13 protein-coding genes are annotated in these 17,210 nt (G+C 43.9%); 4 read left to right on the top strand and 9 right to left on the bottom strand.

The window, feature by feature from the left end; genetic code table 11:
- Positions 1-15 precede the first annotated feature (15 nt).
- The 5 genes from JMX82_RS00970 to rsmG form a co-directional block, all read right to left on the bottom strand.
- Positions 16-447: an ExbD/TolR family protein gene (locus JMX82_RS00970; protein ID WP_025651795.1), complete on the bottom strand. Its 432-nt coding sequence runs from the start codon at positions 445-447 to the stop codon at positions 16-18.
- Positions 448-519: 72 nt separating this feature from the next.
- Positions 520-1,254 carry a MotA/TolQ/ExbB proton channel family protein gene (locus tag JMX82_RS00965; RefSeq protein WP_201538979.1) on the bottom strand — a complete coding sequence of 245 codons (735 nt, stop codon included), beginning with the start codon at positions 1,252-1,254 and terminating at the stop codon, positions 520-522.
- A gap of 85 nt (positions 1,255-1,339) precedes the next feature.
- The gene (locus tag JMX82_RS00960; RefSeq protein ID WP_201538978.1) at positions 1,340-2,485 is read right to left on the bottom strand and encodes a ParB/RepB/Spo0J family partition protein; all 1,146 of its coding nucleotides are present in this window, start codon (positions 2,483-2,485) and stop codon (positions 1,340-1,342) included.
- A 153-nt stretch (positions 2,486-2,638) separates the two neighbouring features.
- Entirely contained in the window at positions 2,639-3,418 is a 780-nt protein-coding gene (locus JMX82_RS00955) for a ParA family protein (protein ID WP_201538977.1), read from the bottom strand.
- A gap of 225 nt (positions 3,419-3,643) precedes the next feature.
- Positions 3,644-4,360: a 16S rRNA (guanine(527)-N(7))-methyltransferase RsmG gene (rsmG, locus tag JMX82_RS00950; protein WP_060490850.1), complete on the bottom strand. Its 717-nt coding sequence runs from the start codon at positions 4,358-4,360 to the stop codon at positions 3,644-3,646.
- A 392-nt stretch (positions 4,361-4,752) separates the two neighbouring features.
- On the opposite strand from rsmG, the gene JMX82_RS00945 reads away from it, so the two are divergent.
- The 3 genes from JMX82_RS00945 (at position 4,753) to JMX82_RS00935 (ending at position 9,617) form a co-directional block, all read left to right on the top strand.
- Positions 4,753-7,587, top strand: a complete 2,835-nt coding sequence (locus tag JMX82_RS00945; RefSeq protein ID WP_060490849.1) for an ATP-binding protein — start codon at positions 4,753-4,755, stop codon at positions 7,585-7,587.
- Between the two features lie 175 nt (positions 7,588-7,762).
- Complete coding sequence (locus JMX82_RS00940) at positions 7,763-8,881, top strand: helix-turn-helix transcriptional regulator (RefSeq protein ID WP_201538976.1); 1,119 nt, start codon at positions 7,763-7,765, stop codon at positions 8,879-8,881.
- Between the two features lie 88 nt (positions 8,882-8,969).
- Entirely contained in the window at positions 8,970-9,617 is a 648-nt protein-coding gene (locus JMX82_RS00935; RefSeq protein ID WP_201538975.1) for a TerD family protein, read from the top strand.
- A 113-nt stretch (positions 9,618-9,730) separates the two neighbouring features.
- Here the strand turns inward: JMX82_RS00935 and JMX82_RS00930 are convergent, their stop codons facing one another.
- Positions 9,731-10,714: an ion transporter gene (locus tag JMX82_RS00930; protein WP_087814355.1), complete on the bottom strand. Its 984-nt coding sequence runs from the start codon at positions 10,712-10,714 to the stop codon at positions 9,731-9,733.
- Positions 10,715-10,895: 181 nt separating this feature from the next.
- Complete coding sequence (locus tag JMX82_RS00925; RefSeq protein WP_201538974.1) at positions 10,896-11,072, bottom strand: hypothetical protein; 177 nt, start codon at positions 11,070-11,072, stop codon at positions 10,896-10,898.
- 484 nt (positions 11,073-11,556) lie between these two features.
- Here JMX82_RS00925 and JMX82_RS00920 point away from each other — a divergent pair, with 484 nt between their 5' ends.
- Entirely contained in the window at positions 11,557-12,198 is a 642-nt protein-coding gene (locus tag JMX82_RS00920; RefSeq protein WP_201538973.1) for an OmpW/AlkL family protein, read from the top strand.
- A 230-nt stretch (positions 12,199-12,428) separates the two neighbouring features.
- Here JMX82_RS00920 and JMX82_RS00915 read toward each other — a convergent pair whose 3' ends face one another.
- Entirely contained in the window at positions 12,429-14,162 is a 1,734-nt protein-coding gene (locus JMX82_RS00915) for a 2-oxo acid dehydrogenase subunit E2 (RefSeq protein WP_201538972.1), read from the bottom strand.
- A gap of 25 nt (positions 14,163-14,187) precedes the next feature.
- Positions 14,188-17,001 carry a pyruvate dehydrogenase (acetyl-transferring), homodimeric type gene (gene aceE, locus JMX82_RS00910; protein ID WP_055124237.1) on the bottom strand — a complete coding sequence of 938 codons (2,814 nt, stop codon included), beginning with the start codon at positions 16,999-17,001 and terminating at the stop codon, positions 14,188-14,190.
- Between the last annotated feature and the right edge of the window lie 209 nt (positions 17,002-17,210).

Here is a 17,210-nt window from a genome sequence, read left to right as displayed (position 1 = left end):
TAAAGTAGCTATAGGCTACTGCGGTAACGGCTGACCAAGTGGCACGACCGTACTAATATTAAGATTCAAAAATCCCAGTTTACCCGCAATATCCATCACTCGCACAACCGATTGATGGGTGGCATTGGCATCCGCAGCAATAACAAATAGCATGTCACGATTACTGCCAGCTTCTTGTTGTAGCATGCTGGTCAACTCTGCCTCATTGCTACTGGCAAGCGTAATACCGTTCACCAGATAACTGCCATCTTCTTGTACTGCCACTTCGATACTATTTTTCTCTTCTGTCAGCGCGACACCTTCAGCTTCAGGAAGAATAATATTTAAACGGCTAAAATGATTAAACGACGTTGCTAACAGCAAAAATACGATCAAAAACAATAAACAGTCAATCATCGGGGTCAAGTTAATTTCGAGCGGCTCAACAGTCGGTTTTCTAAAGCGCATATCACTCTCTTTAATTTACTGAATACTCATGTGCTTGATGGATTATTAGGGCCTGCTGAACAGTCACAAATATTAAGAAGTGAGAGCAACACCATTATTTGAGTTTAACCCATCCACTGCATACTCGTGATCTACAACGTCAGCCGATGGCGCACGATGTGCAGGCACATTCAAACCAGCAATAGACGTATTTTCCAGCAAATGATAATCATACAACTCTTGAATCATTAGCCCCGCTTGCGTCTCAAACTGGGCATTAATATCGATAATACGGCGCTGAAAATAGCGATAAGCCACCAGTGCTGGAATAGCCACGATCATACCAGCAGCAGTCGTAATCAACGCTTGTGACACACCAGCAGCAAGCATGGTTGGGTCTTGCATCGCGCCATCGGTAATCGCCAAAAATGACGAAATAATGCCTAACACTGTGCCTAACAAACCGAGTAGTGGCGCAATCGCCCCTATGGTCCCAAGCATATTGATGTTTTTTTCTAACTGATGCACTTGTACGCTAGCGCGGTTTTGCATATGCATCGTCATCGAATCTAAGCCATATTGACGATACAGCAGCCCTGTCGCTAAAATATCTCCCAAAGGTGTTTTTTCTTTGACATTCATCAACTGTGTACGACCAATATCCCCATTCTCACGTAAGCGCGTGATTAGCTGTTCGCGCAATCTACTCGGGGCAACTTTATTAAACTGTAAAGTATGACTACGCTCGATGATGATAACCAATGCCAATATTGAGCACACCACGATAGGCGTCATCAACCACCCACCCGCTTTTACCAACTCCCACATACTGACTCTCTTTTATATTTTTATAAGAATAGCGGTTATCAAAATATCTCAAGTTCAAAGCATCATGACAAACTCGTTAGCGATATCAAGCCTGTGCTTCTATGTGCTTAATCAAAGCTGCTAATTGATCTTGGTTATGGAAAAATATCTCAACACTACCCTGACCATCTTTTTTGTGTTTGAGTTTGACTTCAGCCCCTAACATATCTGTCAGCCTTTGCGTTAAGCGCTCAACCTCACGAGATTGCGTTTGCTCAGCACGATTGGCTTTAGGCGCAGGCTGCAAGATCGATTTAACCAACTTTTCAGCGTCGCGTACCGTCATACCGCCGTCGATAATTTTTTGCGCGATAATCGGCTGCTGCTCAGAAGATAATGCCAATAGCGTGCGCGCATGACCCATATCTAAGGCGCTATTTGCCAAATGATCTTTGACTGTATCATGTAGCTGATTGAGACGCAGCAGGTTTGATACGGTGGTGCGCGCCTTGCCAACGACTTCGGCAATCATCGCATGACTCATACCAAATTCAGTATGAAAACGTTGTAATGCGGCGGCCTGCTCAATCACAGACAAGTCTTCACGCTGGATATTTTCAATCAAGGCCAGTGCGATGGCAAGCTCATCCGATAAAGCACGTTCAATCGCTGGAATGACAGATTTACCTGCCATTTTTGCTGCACGCCAGCGGCGCTCACCAGCAATGATCTCATGGGTAACGAATGCTTCACTCTTGTCTTCATTAGCCAATAACGGACGGATAACGATCGGTTGCATGACACCGTGCTGCTCAATCGAAGACGCCAGCTCTGCAAGCGCCGTTTCACTCATATCACGGCGTGGCTGATACTTACCTGCTTGCAAACGCGTGACATCTATTTGCACCAAGCTGATCTGGTCTTCAGAGGCAATGGCATCTGTTCCATTAACACGACTCTTATTAGTCGTAACTTTATTTATCGTGCGCGGCGACCGTGTGGTTCGACTGCTGGTAGTGGCGTCAGAGGCGATAGCTTTGGTCGTTGGTTTTTCACTGGTCTCATTACTATCAGATTGAGCAGGCGTGCTAATATTTAATCTATCAGCGTTTAGCGTTTCAGCTGGCAAAGTACTCTCACGCGCCGCCATATCGTCTTGCAAGGCAGAGGCGGTGATTTGCTTTTCTTTTTTGATTGACCCCAATAAGGCATCTAAGCCTCGATTGGCAGCCAACCCTCTTTTCTTCGCCATGATTACCTATCCTCTAACGCTAAAATAAAAGCCAAATAATTATTAATACAGCTTACTCATTACTTATAAATACGACATTCAATGTTCAATATCTGTTTAGTCGCTTGTGCTGACATTTTATCACTGGTGCTAAAAAACATGCATACATGCATATTAGTCACTTTGTTTCATGACTTCAGCCGCCAATTTTTGATAAGCGCGCGCACCTTTTGACCATCTCTCGTAAGCGATAACTGGCAAACCATGCGCTGGCGCTTCTGCCAAACGAATATTTCTTGGAATATGGGTTTTATACATAATATCGCCAAAGTGCGCTTCAAGCTCGGCCGACACATCCCGAGCCAGTGTATTGCGTGCATCAAATAATGTTCTCACCACACCGCGGATATATAGCTTTGGATTCAACTCGGTTAAACGCTCTATCGTCTGCGACAAATCAGCCAAGCCTTCTAATGCATAATATTCGCACTGCATCGGAATAATGACGCTGTCTGTAGCAACTAACGCATTAATCGTCAGCAAATTCAAGCTGGGTGCACAGTCTATAACCACATAATCGTAAGCAGGTTTTTTAGCAGCTATCTGATCATTAACCAAAGCCACCATTGCTGTTTTAAACAGCTCATGACTATCGGTCTTATTCATCAAGGTAATATCCATGCCAGCCAAATCACGATTGGCACCGATCACATCAAACCCCGCCGGACTGGTAACAATAGCATCAGACAGCGACAAGCCATCCAATAGCACGTCCGCTATTGTCAGTGCCAATTCATTCTTATCGACACCCGTACCACTGGTCGCATTACCCTGTGGGTCTAAGTCAATCAGCAGTACATGCTTGCGCTTCGCAGCCAAGCTGGCGGTCAAATTTACTGCCGTCGTGGTTTTGCCCACGCCGCCTTTTTGATTCGCAATTGCTATGATTTCCATACACTCACTCAATTTAATTAGGGTCTATTACTGTTATTTTACTTTTGGCTTACACAATCAATTTTTCGCTAAACTTTGCATAGCATCATACTCATAAGTGTAAACAGTACGAGTATCTCTATACAATTAGCACTATCTGTATCACCATATTTTGAATATCTTGCCATTCAGATATCAACAAAACCATGTGTCACCGACACGTATCACTTAAAAGGTGTTCATAGCTTAGACATTTTTATAGGACAATTCAATTAAATGACGACTATCATGTAAACGAGGCACTTTAAGCTTAATCGTCTTAATATGCCAGTCATTGTCTAGTGCTTGTAGTTCTTCATCGCTTGGCGCTTTGCCTTTCATCGCGCATAGGTAACCGTTATCTGCTAAGCGCGGCTGAGCCACTTCGACAAAATCGATCAAACTGGCAAAGGCTCTAGAAGTCACAACGTCATAGCTGGCTTCATGCGCCTCGATACGAGAAGCAATTGGCTGCATATTATTCAAGCCAAGCTCGCTGCTGATTTGCTTAATAAAACGAATTTTTTTCTGATTACTATCAAGTGCGGTGCATTGACGCTCTGGCTGACAAATCGCAATAATAACCGCTGGCATCCCTGCTCCTGTGCCAATATCTAACAGTGACCCTGACGGTAAATGCGTTATAATAGCCAAACAATCAATTATATGTTTGATCAATGCCTCTTCTGGATCAGTGATGGCGGTCAGATTATACGCTTTATTCCACAACAAAAGCTGGTCTAAGTACAATAATAATGTGCGCTGCTGCGTCTCACTCAAGGATAACTTGAGCTCATTGACTGCTTGTGCCAAGGTATTCGCCAGCGCTGGCAACTGTGCGCCAAGCTTTACAAAGCCAGTCGGATCAATACGGATATTGCCCGTGTGAGCAGAAGATGAAGATGTTTTAGTAAAGTCTGACATACAACGAGTTATCCAGTTTTGACATGTGAACCGTCTATTTTATCATGCAGTCTGCCCATTGAATAGTTGCAGATTGCGCCAATGTGAGACATCTTATACTATCTGAGCCTATATTGAGGCGTTATTGTTCTTTAATCACGTTAAATGGATGATGAATGATTGCTTATATAGGTGTTTTTAACAGAGCCTGCTAATGATACAAAACTGCTTTTAATGATTTATTTAAAACACCGTTTTATCTTGTAAAATGTTTTTATGAACGATGCAAATTAACTAGAAAAAACCAAGTATTAGCGCTCATTAGTAAACTTAATAACACTTAATAGCACTTAATGGCACTTAATAGCACTTAATAACCACGCCACTTTCCACAAACGATATAATTTATACCTATGACCAAACAGCCACACATCCCTACCTCTCAATTATCAAGAGACGCTAATAAAAAAGACGCTAATAATATGGCAACACCCATCATTGAATTAAAAAGCACCAAATCAGCAACACCGAATGCACCGCATCCATGCTTTATTGATATCAAGCAGCGCTGCCTTGTCACGGCTGAGCAACTAAAACGCTATAGCGACCCTGATGAATTGCCCTCGGATACTCGCACGGCACCAGATCTAGACGTTGGCTTTGGTCAGCAGCGTGCACTAAAAGCCTTACAAACAGCTTTAGATATCAAAGCCAGTGGCTATCATGTGTTTGCTGCTGGTGAAAATGGCTTGGGCAAACGCACCGTCATCAGCCGCTTGCTAACGCGCATTGCCGCCGACGCACCCACACCTGACGACTGGGTATATGTGCATAATTTCACCGATCCACGCACTCCACTAGCCTTGCGACTACCTGCGGGGCAAGCCTCCTTATTGCAGCAGCAAGTCAATCAATTATGGCAACAAGCCAAAAAACGATTGAGCCAACGCTTTCGTAGTGACCAATATCAAAGCAAAATCGAAGCCATCAAAAATGACACGCATCAAAAAGAAAGTCAGGCTTATGATGTGCTCAATGCAGAAGGCAAACAATATGATTTGGCGTTGACGTTTCGCTCCTTTGATAATAAAGCGGTGTTTGTACATCCCAGTCAACTCGCGACAGAAACTAGTGGTGGTGATCATAAATTATCTGCTAGCCATGAAAGTAAATCCGTGAGCGATAATAGTAGCAAAGCGAGCATTTCTAACACCGAGTATAACGATCCTACGAATGCAGAGCAGAATGAAAACAATACTGAATACGGCAATAGTGAATACGAAGCTGAGTTAAATAACTTTGTTCAAAAAAACCATATGCAAAAACGCTTAAGTCAGTTGACCATCGCGTTAGAGCAGTTAGAGGACGAAGCCAATGATGCGATAGAAGCCCTGCATCGCAATATTGCACGTCGTGCACTGCAACCTTTATTTGCCCCTGTTTATGAGCAATTTGCCAGTCACCCGCTGGTCATTGATTATCTCAAGACCGTATTTGCCGACATGGTTACGCATGTCGAGCGCATCGTCAATGGCGATGACGAAGAGTTTGTGACAGCAGTTTTAGCCACAACCCCAAGTCGCTATGCGGTCAACGTCATTGTCAGTCACACGCCGGACGACGGTGCACCCGTCATCTTTGAGGACTTGCCAACGCATTTGAACTTGTTGGGTCATGTCGAGCAAATCACCCAATTGGGCACGGTCACCACTGATGTCAGTATGATTCGAGCGGGTGCTCTACACCGTGCCAATGGTGGTTATTTACTATTAGAAGCGAGTCACTTACTTGAGCATCCGTATGCTTGGCAGGGTCTTAAGCGGGCGCTACAATCACGCAAAATCAAACTCTCAAGCCTTGAACAAATGCTGACCTTAACAGGCAGCTTATCGTTAGCACCTGCCCCCATTGACCTTGATGTTAAAGTGATTTTGCTTGGTGAAGCAGACTTATATTATGAGCTGTTAGAGCTTGAACCTGAGTTTGATGCGGTATTTAAAGTACGTGCGGATTTTCACGATGATGTGCCTCGCAGCAGTGAGCACGAATTGGCGTTAGTCGCGAAAATGGCTGATATCATTGACTATGCCAATCTCTATCCGTTTGATCGTAGCGCGCAAGCTGCCCTACTTGAGCATTTAAGCTTACAAGCAGAAGACCAAGACCGCTTAAGCTTGCACAGTGATTTATTAATCAAGCTGTTGCATGAGTCTAACCGCCACGCGCATTTAAGCGGAAAAAACATTGTTAACGCCTATCATGTCACACAAGCCATCGATGATATGGACGAGCGTTCAGGATACCTGCGTGACCTCTATTGGGATGAGCTAAAAAACGGTCAGCAGCTTATTCAAACTCAAGGCAGCGCTGTTGGACAAGTCAATGCGCTGACAGTGGTCAGCTATGCCGATAGCGAGTTTGGCATGCCCGCCCGCCTGACTGCCGTCATTCAACCAAATATCGGTACGGGTGAGATTCTCGATATCGAGCGTGATGTAGATTTGGGCGGTAGTTTACACGCCAAAGGCATGCTGATTATGACCAGCTATTTGCGCGCCTTATTTAGCCAACATCATGCGCTCAACTTTAGCGCCTCGCTCGCTTTTGAACAAAGCTACGCCCATATCGATGGTGATAGTGCCACCGTCAGCGAAGGCTGTGCGCTGCTATCTGCCTTAGCAAACGTCCCGATTGACCAGTCATTTGCCATTACTGGCTCTATGAACCAATTGGGCGAAGTGCAAGCGGTTGGTGGCATCAATTCTAAAATCGCCGGATTCTTTGATGCATGCCGCGAGCAAGAATTGACTGGGCAGCAAGGCGTGGTCATTCCAATGGCCAATGTCAAACAGCTCATGCTGCGTGACGACATCATTGCTGCCGTTAAGGCGAACGAATTTCATATTTATGGTGTCTATACACTGAGCGAAGCATTGACGCTGATGACTGGTTTACCTATCGATACCATGAACAAGAAAGGTCGCTATCGTAAAGACACGTTGTTTGGTAAAGTCTTAAGTCGTCTGATGTTATGGGATGAAAATCAAGATAACAATGACGATGGTATTGATGATAAAAAATCCAAAAAGAAAGATAAAAAGAAGCAGAAAGCAAAACGTCAAAAAAAACGGGACAAGAGAAAAAAAGAAAAATGTAAAGACAAGGCGGAGCACAACGAAGTCGTTATAAATGATGATCAAGGCATCAATCAAGGTATTGATAATATATGCCACCAAAACACGCATTGACGCCATATAAGCTGATTTATAGTGAAATTTAGCCGTGCCAAAACCAATCAATAAGTCAGTGTGCTAATTGAAGACATGCCCTAGACGCTACGATGCTTTTCTGCGATGATGAATGGTTAATACTCCGCTAAGCTATACAAAAGCCAACTCGTAATTTCATAAAGGTTATCGCTTAATGACTGTACATTCTACTGACGCCGACCACTCTCATGCTCAAACGAACTCTGTTGAGCAAGCTAATACTGTAGCGGCAGCGGACAGTCATGTCTCAGGAGATAACAACGATAATCGCCATGGCGCGGCGACGACAGCGCGCCAGTGGCAAGTATTATCGCAACTACAGCGCAACCGCTGGGTGGGCACAACCCATATCTACGAGCAGCTGATGATGGCAGGCTTTGACATCAGCCTGCGCACCGTTCAGCGCGACTTAAATGCGCTGGCAAAACGCTTTCCCATAGAGAAAAACAACGCCAACCCACAAGGCTGGCGCTGGCGTGATGACGCGCCACTCCAAAGCTTACCGCACATGAATCTATCGCAAGCAGTCGCCTTTAATATGGTTGAAGCCAATCTAACTCAGCTACTACCACCTGTTATTTTAGATGAATTATTTCCGTGGTTTGACTTGGCAAGGCGGCAGCTAAAAAACAGTAAAGTCACCCATTCATGGATCGACAGAGTGCGTATCGAGCCTGCCACTCAGCCATTAATCGCGCCGCATATTGACTTGGATAGCAAAGACAATATTTACCATGCGCTATTTTATCAATTACAAATCAAAGCCTGCTATACCCGCAGCAATAAATCACAGGCCAGTGAATACCTTTTGAATCCCATCGCTATTATCCAGCGCGGTGTGATTATTTATCTGCTGGCAACTCGTACTGATGATCCAAACTTTACCATTCGTACCTTTGCCCTACATCGATTTACTAGCGTTGATATTCTCGAAAGTGCCGCACAAACACCTGATAGTTTCCAACTCGATACTTATTTGGATGCTGGTGGTATGGGCTTTAGCCACCCTTTATTCGGTGAGCTGCCTAATCATGGCAAAAACACCGCTATTGAGCTACAATTCACCAAACAAGCGGGCAAAAGCCTGACTGAGAGCAAGCTCAGTGACGATCAAACTGTTACGTTGGATGATGACACGCTCACCATTCAAGCCACCGTTAACCTAACTTCACAACTGGTTTGGTGGTTGCGTGGTTTTGGCAATGGTTTATTGAATGCCAAACCAGCATTGTTACATCAAGCCGTATTGGATAAGTTTTTTGATCATAAATAACAACTGCGAGTAATGACGCTCAAATTTAACCGTATTCAGACGATTACCACTATTTAAAAATGAAGAACGAAAATAGATAAGGAATGTTATGCCGACCACTGCCTCATTGCCATTACTGTCAGACAGTTTAAGAGGACTGGGCTTAGATGCTGGAACCTTATTTTTTGCGCTAAACTATGAATTTACCAAGATTGAGCCAAAAGGCATGTTTAAGCGCTTTAAAAAAAACCAGAGCGCTATTGATATTGATTTGGCTTGCGTACTATATGACGAAAATTGCACCATCAGTGATATCGTTTGGTTCAAACAATTGCGCGATAAAGCGGAATCAGTGAAACATCAAGGCGACAGTCTCAATGGCAAAGATCGCGGCGAACAAGCGATGTATTTGGCACCTCTTGACCAAGAGCAAATCAGGCTTTACTTAGATAAAATCCCAGCACATATCACCCACATTGCTATGATAGCCAACTCTTACCACGGTCATCCGTTTTCAAGAGTCAAAAAAGGCGAGATTCATCTAAGCGATGATGAAGGCAATCGATGCTTTGAAGTCAATCTAAAGCAACTGCCACGTGATTGCACGACGCTTTGGGTGGCACATTTACGCCGAGAAGTGGATGATTGGCATCTCACACTGCAAAACTTACCCCTTCCTGCCGAAGATTTAGCAACGGCGGCGCAGCAAGTCGCCCATGAATTGGCACGTGCGCTACCCATTCCACAAGCTATCTAAATACCATAAAATATCCGTTTATTGCTAATAAAAAGGGTGCAACGTTCTGATAACGTTGCACCCTTTTCTTACATATCCATTTTTTGAAACCTAAAGTAACCACTATAAAAGACTTACAGTGGCTCACCGCAATGTGGGCAAAAATTCTTTTGTCGTTCTTCCACTTCTCTTTCGCGGCGCTCAAGCTCTTGTTCGCGTAATACCTGTAATACGATATTTTGCGCCTGCTCTTTATCCAGTCCCAGCTCACGGCGAATTTTATCGATCATCATCTGATTTTTCACCAAATCAAAATCACTATCAATCAGCTGCGCTCGAAAGTCCTGTTCAAGCTCTTCACGGCGCTGAGCCAGCTCATTTGCCAAACCAGTCGCTAAAATACCTGCAGGTAATGCCGCCAGACCCACACCTAATATGGTAATAACCGCACCCAATATTTTACCCGCATTGGTAATCGGCGTGACATCACCATAGCCCACCGTTGTTAGCGTCACCACCGCCCACCACATCGCTTTAGGTATCGACTCAAACTCTTCTGGCTGGGCGTGGTTTTCAACCAAGTAAATGCCACTAGATGCCGTCACAATCATAATTATTAAAATAAAAATAACCGCTTGGAACGAGCCTTTTTCTTTGCTAATGACCACCAATAAGATGCGTAACGAAGCAAAATAGCGTGTCAGTTTGAGAATTCGGAATAAACGTAAAATACGTAAAAAGCGTAAATCAATCGTAACAAAGAAATTCAGGAAAGCTGGCGCAATGGCGACTAAATCAATCAACGCAGAAGGACTTTTCAACCACTCCCAGCGCTGACGCCAAGTGGTGTCATCTGGTTTTTCCTCGGCCACACTCCACAAACGCAGCAAATACTCAATAGAAAACACCACGATAGAGAAATTTTCAAACCAAGTGAAATACTCTTGATAAGGGTAATACCAACTGTCAACCGACTCAGCAATAACCGCTGCTACATTGGTCATGATTAAAAATATCAAAAAGTAGTCAACGCAACGGCTAAACAGCGTATCGTGCTCATCATTTTGCAGAATATCGTAAACGAAAAGACGCAAGCGCCGTATAGATTGGAATAGCATGCCGTCCCTATGCGGTGAAACACCGGTCTTATATTAGTATAATAAAGCAGTCATCACAGAATATGACATTAATGCTCGGTCACCATCAGTATTTCATACCCATCACTACTTGACGATGTAGTGCTCTTAAAGCATTACTAGTGATAGGACTGGTTTATTTAGTATGAATCATGATCGGTGATTATACTAAATTTAAATAGTACATGTAGGCAAACAAAATTAGCACCAGCACAATGGCGATGATAGCGAAGCGTAAAAATCGTTCGTCAGCACGTAATTGCTCACTGATATCTTGAGCAGGCAGCAAAAATAAGTTGCATTCAGGACAGCAAGAGTCCATCCGATCTAATATCGTCACAGAACGTGCGTTTGTGCAGCGTAGAGGAGAATTACTACAATAGCCAAGCATAATATATTACCCCTCTTTTCCCACTCTCATTATTCATTCGAAAAGTAATAAGACTATCATTACCGGCTCTAAGTTTTTGACATTTTAACATTCTAAAAATATCAAGGAGAGTTTAGCATCATTGACTATCGACCAAATTCTAGCACCGCACCTCTGTATAACATCGGTATGAAGGAATCTAAGTCCTGCTTCACAAATGCTAACTGTCCTAAGTAATGTTTAATTACCTCAACAAATATACCTTTTACGGTAAATTTATGCCATAAAAGCCATTAATATGCGTTTAAAACCTTACAGTAAATATGGTTTTGTATTATAATGGCGTTGTAATGTTACAGGTTAGTCAATAATCATAACATTGTGTATCGGTACCTAATGTCATCCCTCGTTAGATAGCCACCGATAATCTTCTATCACGTTAAGGAATCAAATGATGAAACTACAATCCCTAGTTTTAGCCACTGCTGCTGCACTTACTATGACCACAGCATTTGCTGTACCAGCTGGTACTTGGTCTGTCGCTGCTGGTGCTCACATGGTTGACCCAAAGAGCGATAACGGTACACTGGCAGATGGCACTATTAGTGTCGACGTAGACAGTGATGTACAACCAACCATTAGCGGCGAATATTTCGTTGCCAATAACATTGGTATTGAATTACTAGCGGCTACACCATTCCATCATGACATTACCTTAACTGCTGGCGATGCTACTATCGATGCTAAAACTCAGCATTTGCCACCGACTCTATCGGTACAGTATCACTTCGATGGCTACAACATGCCTATGAATGTGAAGCCATTTGTTGGTGTTGGTGTGAACTATACGACTTTCTTTAAAGAAAAAATCTATAGCGATGCTTTCGAAAAATTAGAACTTGATGATAGCGTTGGCGTTGCTGGTCACATCGGTCTTGACATACCTTTTGCCCCAACTGAATACTTCCGTATTGATGCTCGCTATATGGACATCAAAACAGACGCCAGCGTAAAAGCTAATGGTGAGACCATTGAACTTGGTGAAGTTGATATCAGCCCTTGGGTATATGGCGTTGCTTTTGTTAAGACTTTCTAATATAACATAAAGTAATGTGAATAAAAAAAGCTGGCTTAATTGCCGGCTTTTTTGTGCTTAAAGTTTAAGCGGCAATGATTATAGATAAAAAGATTATAGATAAAAACGATTGTGCTAAAGTCATTAACCGCTAAAAATCTGGCAACCATGGGGTATCAAATTTTTAGCATAAAAAAAAGACCATCCTAAGGCAGTCTTCTTTTTTCAGATCCTTTTAGTACAAACGATTCTTACAGCAAAATACGGCGCGGATCAGCCAGCAATGTTGCGATATAGCGGGTAAATACGGCAGCATCTGCGCCATTAATCACACGGTGATCGTAAGACAATGATAATGGCAACATGAGACGCGGCTCAAAGCTTTGCTTTTTAGCATCCCAACGTGGCTGCATGCTTGCCTCAGACACGCCTAAAATACCCACTTGAGGCCAATTTACTAATGGCGTAAAGGCGGTACCACCCAAGTTACCTTGGCTTGATATAGTAAAGCTTGCGCCTTGCAAATCTTTAGTAGTGAGTTTTTTGTCACGTGCTTTTACCGCAAGCTCACCAATTTCAATGGCGATTTGCTTCAAGCCTTTATCCTGCACATTCTTGATAACAGGTACGATGAGACCATCATCCGTTGCCACCGCGATGCCCATATTTACGCTTTTACGTAAGATAACTTGGGTATTGTCGTCGCTTAAATGACTGTTAAAACGTGGATGCTGTGTTAAAGCATAGGCCGTCGCTTTGACCACGAACGCTAAAATCGTGAAGCCGATACCTTCAGCTTTCATGCTACCTTTTAGCTCGCCACGTAGTTTTTCTGTCTCAGTGATATCAGACAAGTCAAACTGGGTCACTTGTGGCAACAAGGTATTGTAGTTGAGCTGTGGTATCGAGACTTTTTGTAGACGGCTAAGGTCTTGGGTTGCTGTTTCACCCCAAATCTCAACGTTGCTCATGTCAGGTAAGCTTGGTAGGCTAGCGCTGGCTACATTGCCACTGGCAGGTGCCGCTTTTTGAGTGTTTAAGCTTTCTTTAACATGTGCAAACAAGTCTTCTTTTAGAATGCGATCATTTAGTGCCGAACCATTCACTTGGGTGATATCGACACCTAACTGACGCGCCAGCTTACGTACGGCTGGACCTGCATATACGTCAACCAACTTTTCATTGACCTGTGCTTCAGTCAACTTATCAGCTTGCTTACTAGCGACCGCATTAGGCGTTGTAGATTTTTCTGCCTGTTTTGGCTCACCCGTTGTTTTAGCAGCAGCTTTTTCTTCTGCTTTGGCTGGTGCTGAAGGCTTTGGCTCAGCGCTATCTGATGTAGACTCACTTTCATCAGCAGCATCTGCACCACTACTTATGATAACGATAAAGTCTTGACCATTGGCAACCATATCACCAGTCTGAACTAAGATTTTTTCAATCTTACCAGCGACTGGTGCGGGTACTTCTACCGATGCTTTGTCAGATTCAATCAATAGGATTGATTGATCTGCAGTCACGATGTCACCAACACTGACCATGATTTCAGAAACTTGCGCTTCATCAACACCTAAATCTGGCAATGCATGAGTGGTCGATTTACCAGCGTTAGACGCAGGCTTGTCATTAGAGTCAGACGAGGCTGATTCAGTTGCCGCAGGCTCAGGTTTTGTTTCTGGTTTAGCAGCAGCGGCTTCTGTATCACTCGCTTGTTGATTGTCATCAGCAGCGCTATCGTCATCACTTTCCACACTGTCTTCTGCACTTTCAAGCTCGATAAGCACCATACCTTCACTGACTTGATCACCAACAGCAACACTGATTTTGGTGACTTTGCCAGCAGCGGAACTTGGTACTTCAACCGAGGCTTTGTCAGATTCTAATAGAATGATGTTGTCATCTTTTGCGATGACATCACCCACTTCTACCATAATTTCGCTGACTTCGGCGCTATCAACACCCAAATCGGGGGCTTTAATATCCATGATTTATCTCCTAGTCTTATGATTATTATTCTTTGACATCACCGTTATTAAGTAAAGTCGCATCCGCTTGGTCTTCAGCTCGACCTTCATTACTGATTTCATCATCATCTTCAGCGACAAATTCAGGGACAGGATTTGGATTGACATTACCAGGTGCTGGTGCATCAGGAGAATGATCATAATAAGGCTGTTGTTGCCAAGCAGGTGGTTGATCCACATCGATGCCTAAACTTGAAATAGCATCTTTCACCAAACGCATCTCAACTTCACCCTCATCCGCTAGGCGTTTGAGCGTCGCAACCACGATATGAGCCGCATCAACGTTGAAGAAACTACGCAAATTTTCACGAGTATCAGAACGACCGTAGCCATCTGTGCCTAAAGTCGTATAAGGACGATTATCTGGTAACCAAGCACGGATTTGCTCCGAATAATTGCGCATATAATCCGTCGCGGCAACTACGATACCTTCATGCGGCGCTAACTGCTCAGTCACCCATGGCACCCGCTCTTCATCCATTGGATGCAAGCGGTTGTAGTCATCACAGACCATACCGTCACGAGTCAACTCGTTAAAGCTGGTCACACTCCAGACATTGGAGGTAATATTGAACTCATCTTTTAGAATCTGCGCCGCTTTTTGTACTTCACGTAAAATAACGCCCGAGCCTAATAGTTGCACTTGAGTTGAACCATTGTCTTCGAGCAAATACATACCACGCTTGATGCCTTCCTCGGCGCCTTCTGGCATCGCAGGTTGCTCGTAGTTTTCATTCATTAGCGTTAAGTAATAATAAACGCGCTCGCCTTCACCGTACATACGGCGTAGGCCATCATGCATCACAACCGCTAGCTCATAACCAAAGCAAGGATCATAAGTCACACAGTTAGGCACAACGTTAAATAAAATCTGCGAATGACCATCTTGATGCTGCAAGCCTTCGCCGTTCAAGGTAGTACGACCAGCTGTTGCGCCTAGCAAGAAGCCCTGTGCTTGACAATCGCCTGCCGCCCAAGCCAAATCACCCACACGCTGAAAACCAAACATCGAGTAATAAATATACATCGGAATCATCGGCAACGCGTTAACAGAGTAACTGGTTGCCAAAGCAATCCACGTACTCATTGCGCCTGCTTCGTTGATGCCTTCTTCTAACATATGACCGTCGATGGCTTCTTTATAGCCCATCAAAGCTTCACTGTCTTCTGGCGTATATTTTTGACCAACCGCAGAGTAGATACCCAACTGGCGGAACATACCTTCTAGACCAAAAGTACGTGCTTCATCAGGTACAATCGGCACGACGCGATCTTGGATGTCTTTGTTTTTTAGCATGGCTGACAATAAGCGCACAAACACCATCGTCGTTGATTGCTCTTTACCATTGCTGCCTTTTAATACCCGATCAAACATCGACAATTCAGGAATATTCAATGGGATATGACCACTGCGGCGATTTGGCAAATGACCACCTAGCGCTTCGCGGCGACCTTTAAGGTACTTCATCTCCGCTGAACCTTCTTCAGGGCGATAGAATGGTAGCGTCTCTAGCTGCTCGTCAGTAAATGGCAAATCAAAGCGATCACGGAAATACATCAACGCTTCTTGATCAAGTTTCTTAATCTGATGTGATTTATTGACCGCTTGTGTTTGAGCCGATAAGCCATAGCCTTTAACTGTTTTGACTAAGATAACGGTTGGCTGACCTTTAGTTTTCATCGCTTCACTGAATGCAGCATACACTTTCATTGGATCATGACCACCACGATTCAAGCGCGAAATATCCTCATCAGATAGCGCATCAGCCATCTCTTCTAACTCAGGATATTTACCAAAGAACTCTTTGCGAGTGAACTCAGCTGTACGGGCTTCGTATAGCTGATACTCACCATCGACCACTTCTTCCATACGATGTTTGAGCACGCCAGTTTTATCATTAGCAAGTAAGCTGTCCCATTTACCACCCCAGATAACTTTAATCACTCGCCAGCCGGCACCGCGGAACACAGACTCTAGCTCTTGGATAATTTTACCGTTACCACGGACTGGACCATCAAGACGCTGTAAATTACAGTTGACGACCCAGATTAGGTTATCTAGCTTTTCACGGCCAGCGAGAGAAATCGCGCCTAAGCTTTCTGGCTCATCCGTTTCACCATCACCCAAGAACGTCCAAATCTTACGACCTTCTTTCTCTAGCAAACCACGGTTTTCCATATAGCGATGTACGTGGGCATGATAGATAGACATGATCGGACCAAGTCCCATCGATACGGTTGGGAACTGCCAGTAATCTGGCATGAGATATGGATGCGGATAGCTTGATAAGCCTTTGCCACCGACTTCACGACGGAAATTATCCAGCTGATCCTCAGTCAATCGACCTTCTAAATAAGAACGCGCATAAATACCGGGTGCTGAGTGACCTTGATAATAAATCATGTCACCACCGAAATGATCGCTGGCAGCACGGAAAAAATGATTAAAACCTGTCTCATATAGCGTGGCACTAGAAGCGAATGTTGCTAAGTGACCACCCAAATCGTCGTCATTTTTGTTCGCGCGCATGACCATGGCCAATGCGTTATAGCGAATCAAAGCACGAATTTTGCGCTCAATGGTTAGGTCGCCAGGGTACATCGGTTCATCTTCAACGGCGATGGTATTGATATAAGCGGTATCGAGACGATTGAACGGCAAATCTTCTTGAACTGCCATGTTGTATAAAGCTTTTAGCAGAAACTGAGCACGATCTTTGTCTGCATGTTTGATAACAGATTCAAACGCTTCCAGCCACTCTTGGGTTTCGGTGCTATCAGCATCCTTATAATAATTCATCACTATTGTCCTTTTTTATCAGTCAGTCCTGCCCGAAGACAGGATATTATTAAATCAAAGTGTTACTTCAATATTGTCGTGCGGGAATAATTTTCTCAATGACTTCCTTGTTAATTTTAAGAAGTGAGATTTATAGTAGGGTGCGGTTATGCAGCAGTATTTGACCAACTCATAATCTGGAGCAGCCTCACATAGCCAAAATAAAAACA

Source organism: Psychrobacter sp. 1044 (genome assembly GCF_904846525.1).
Classification (GTDB): domain Bacteria; phylum Pseudomonadota; class Gammaproteobacteria; order Pseudomonadales; family Moraxellaceae; genus Psychrobacter.
Note: the sequence above shows the minus strand (reverse complement) of the source record. Positions and strands in the feature narration are given on the sequence as shown.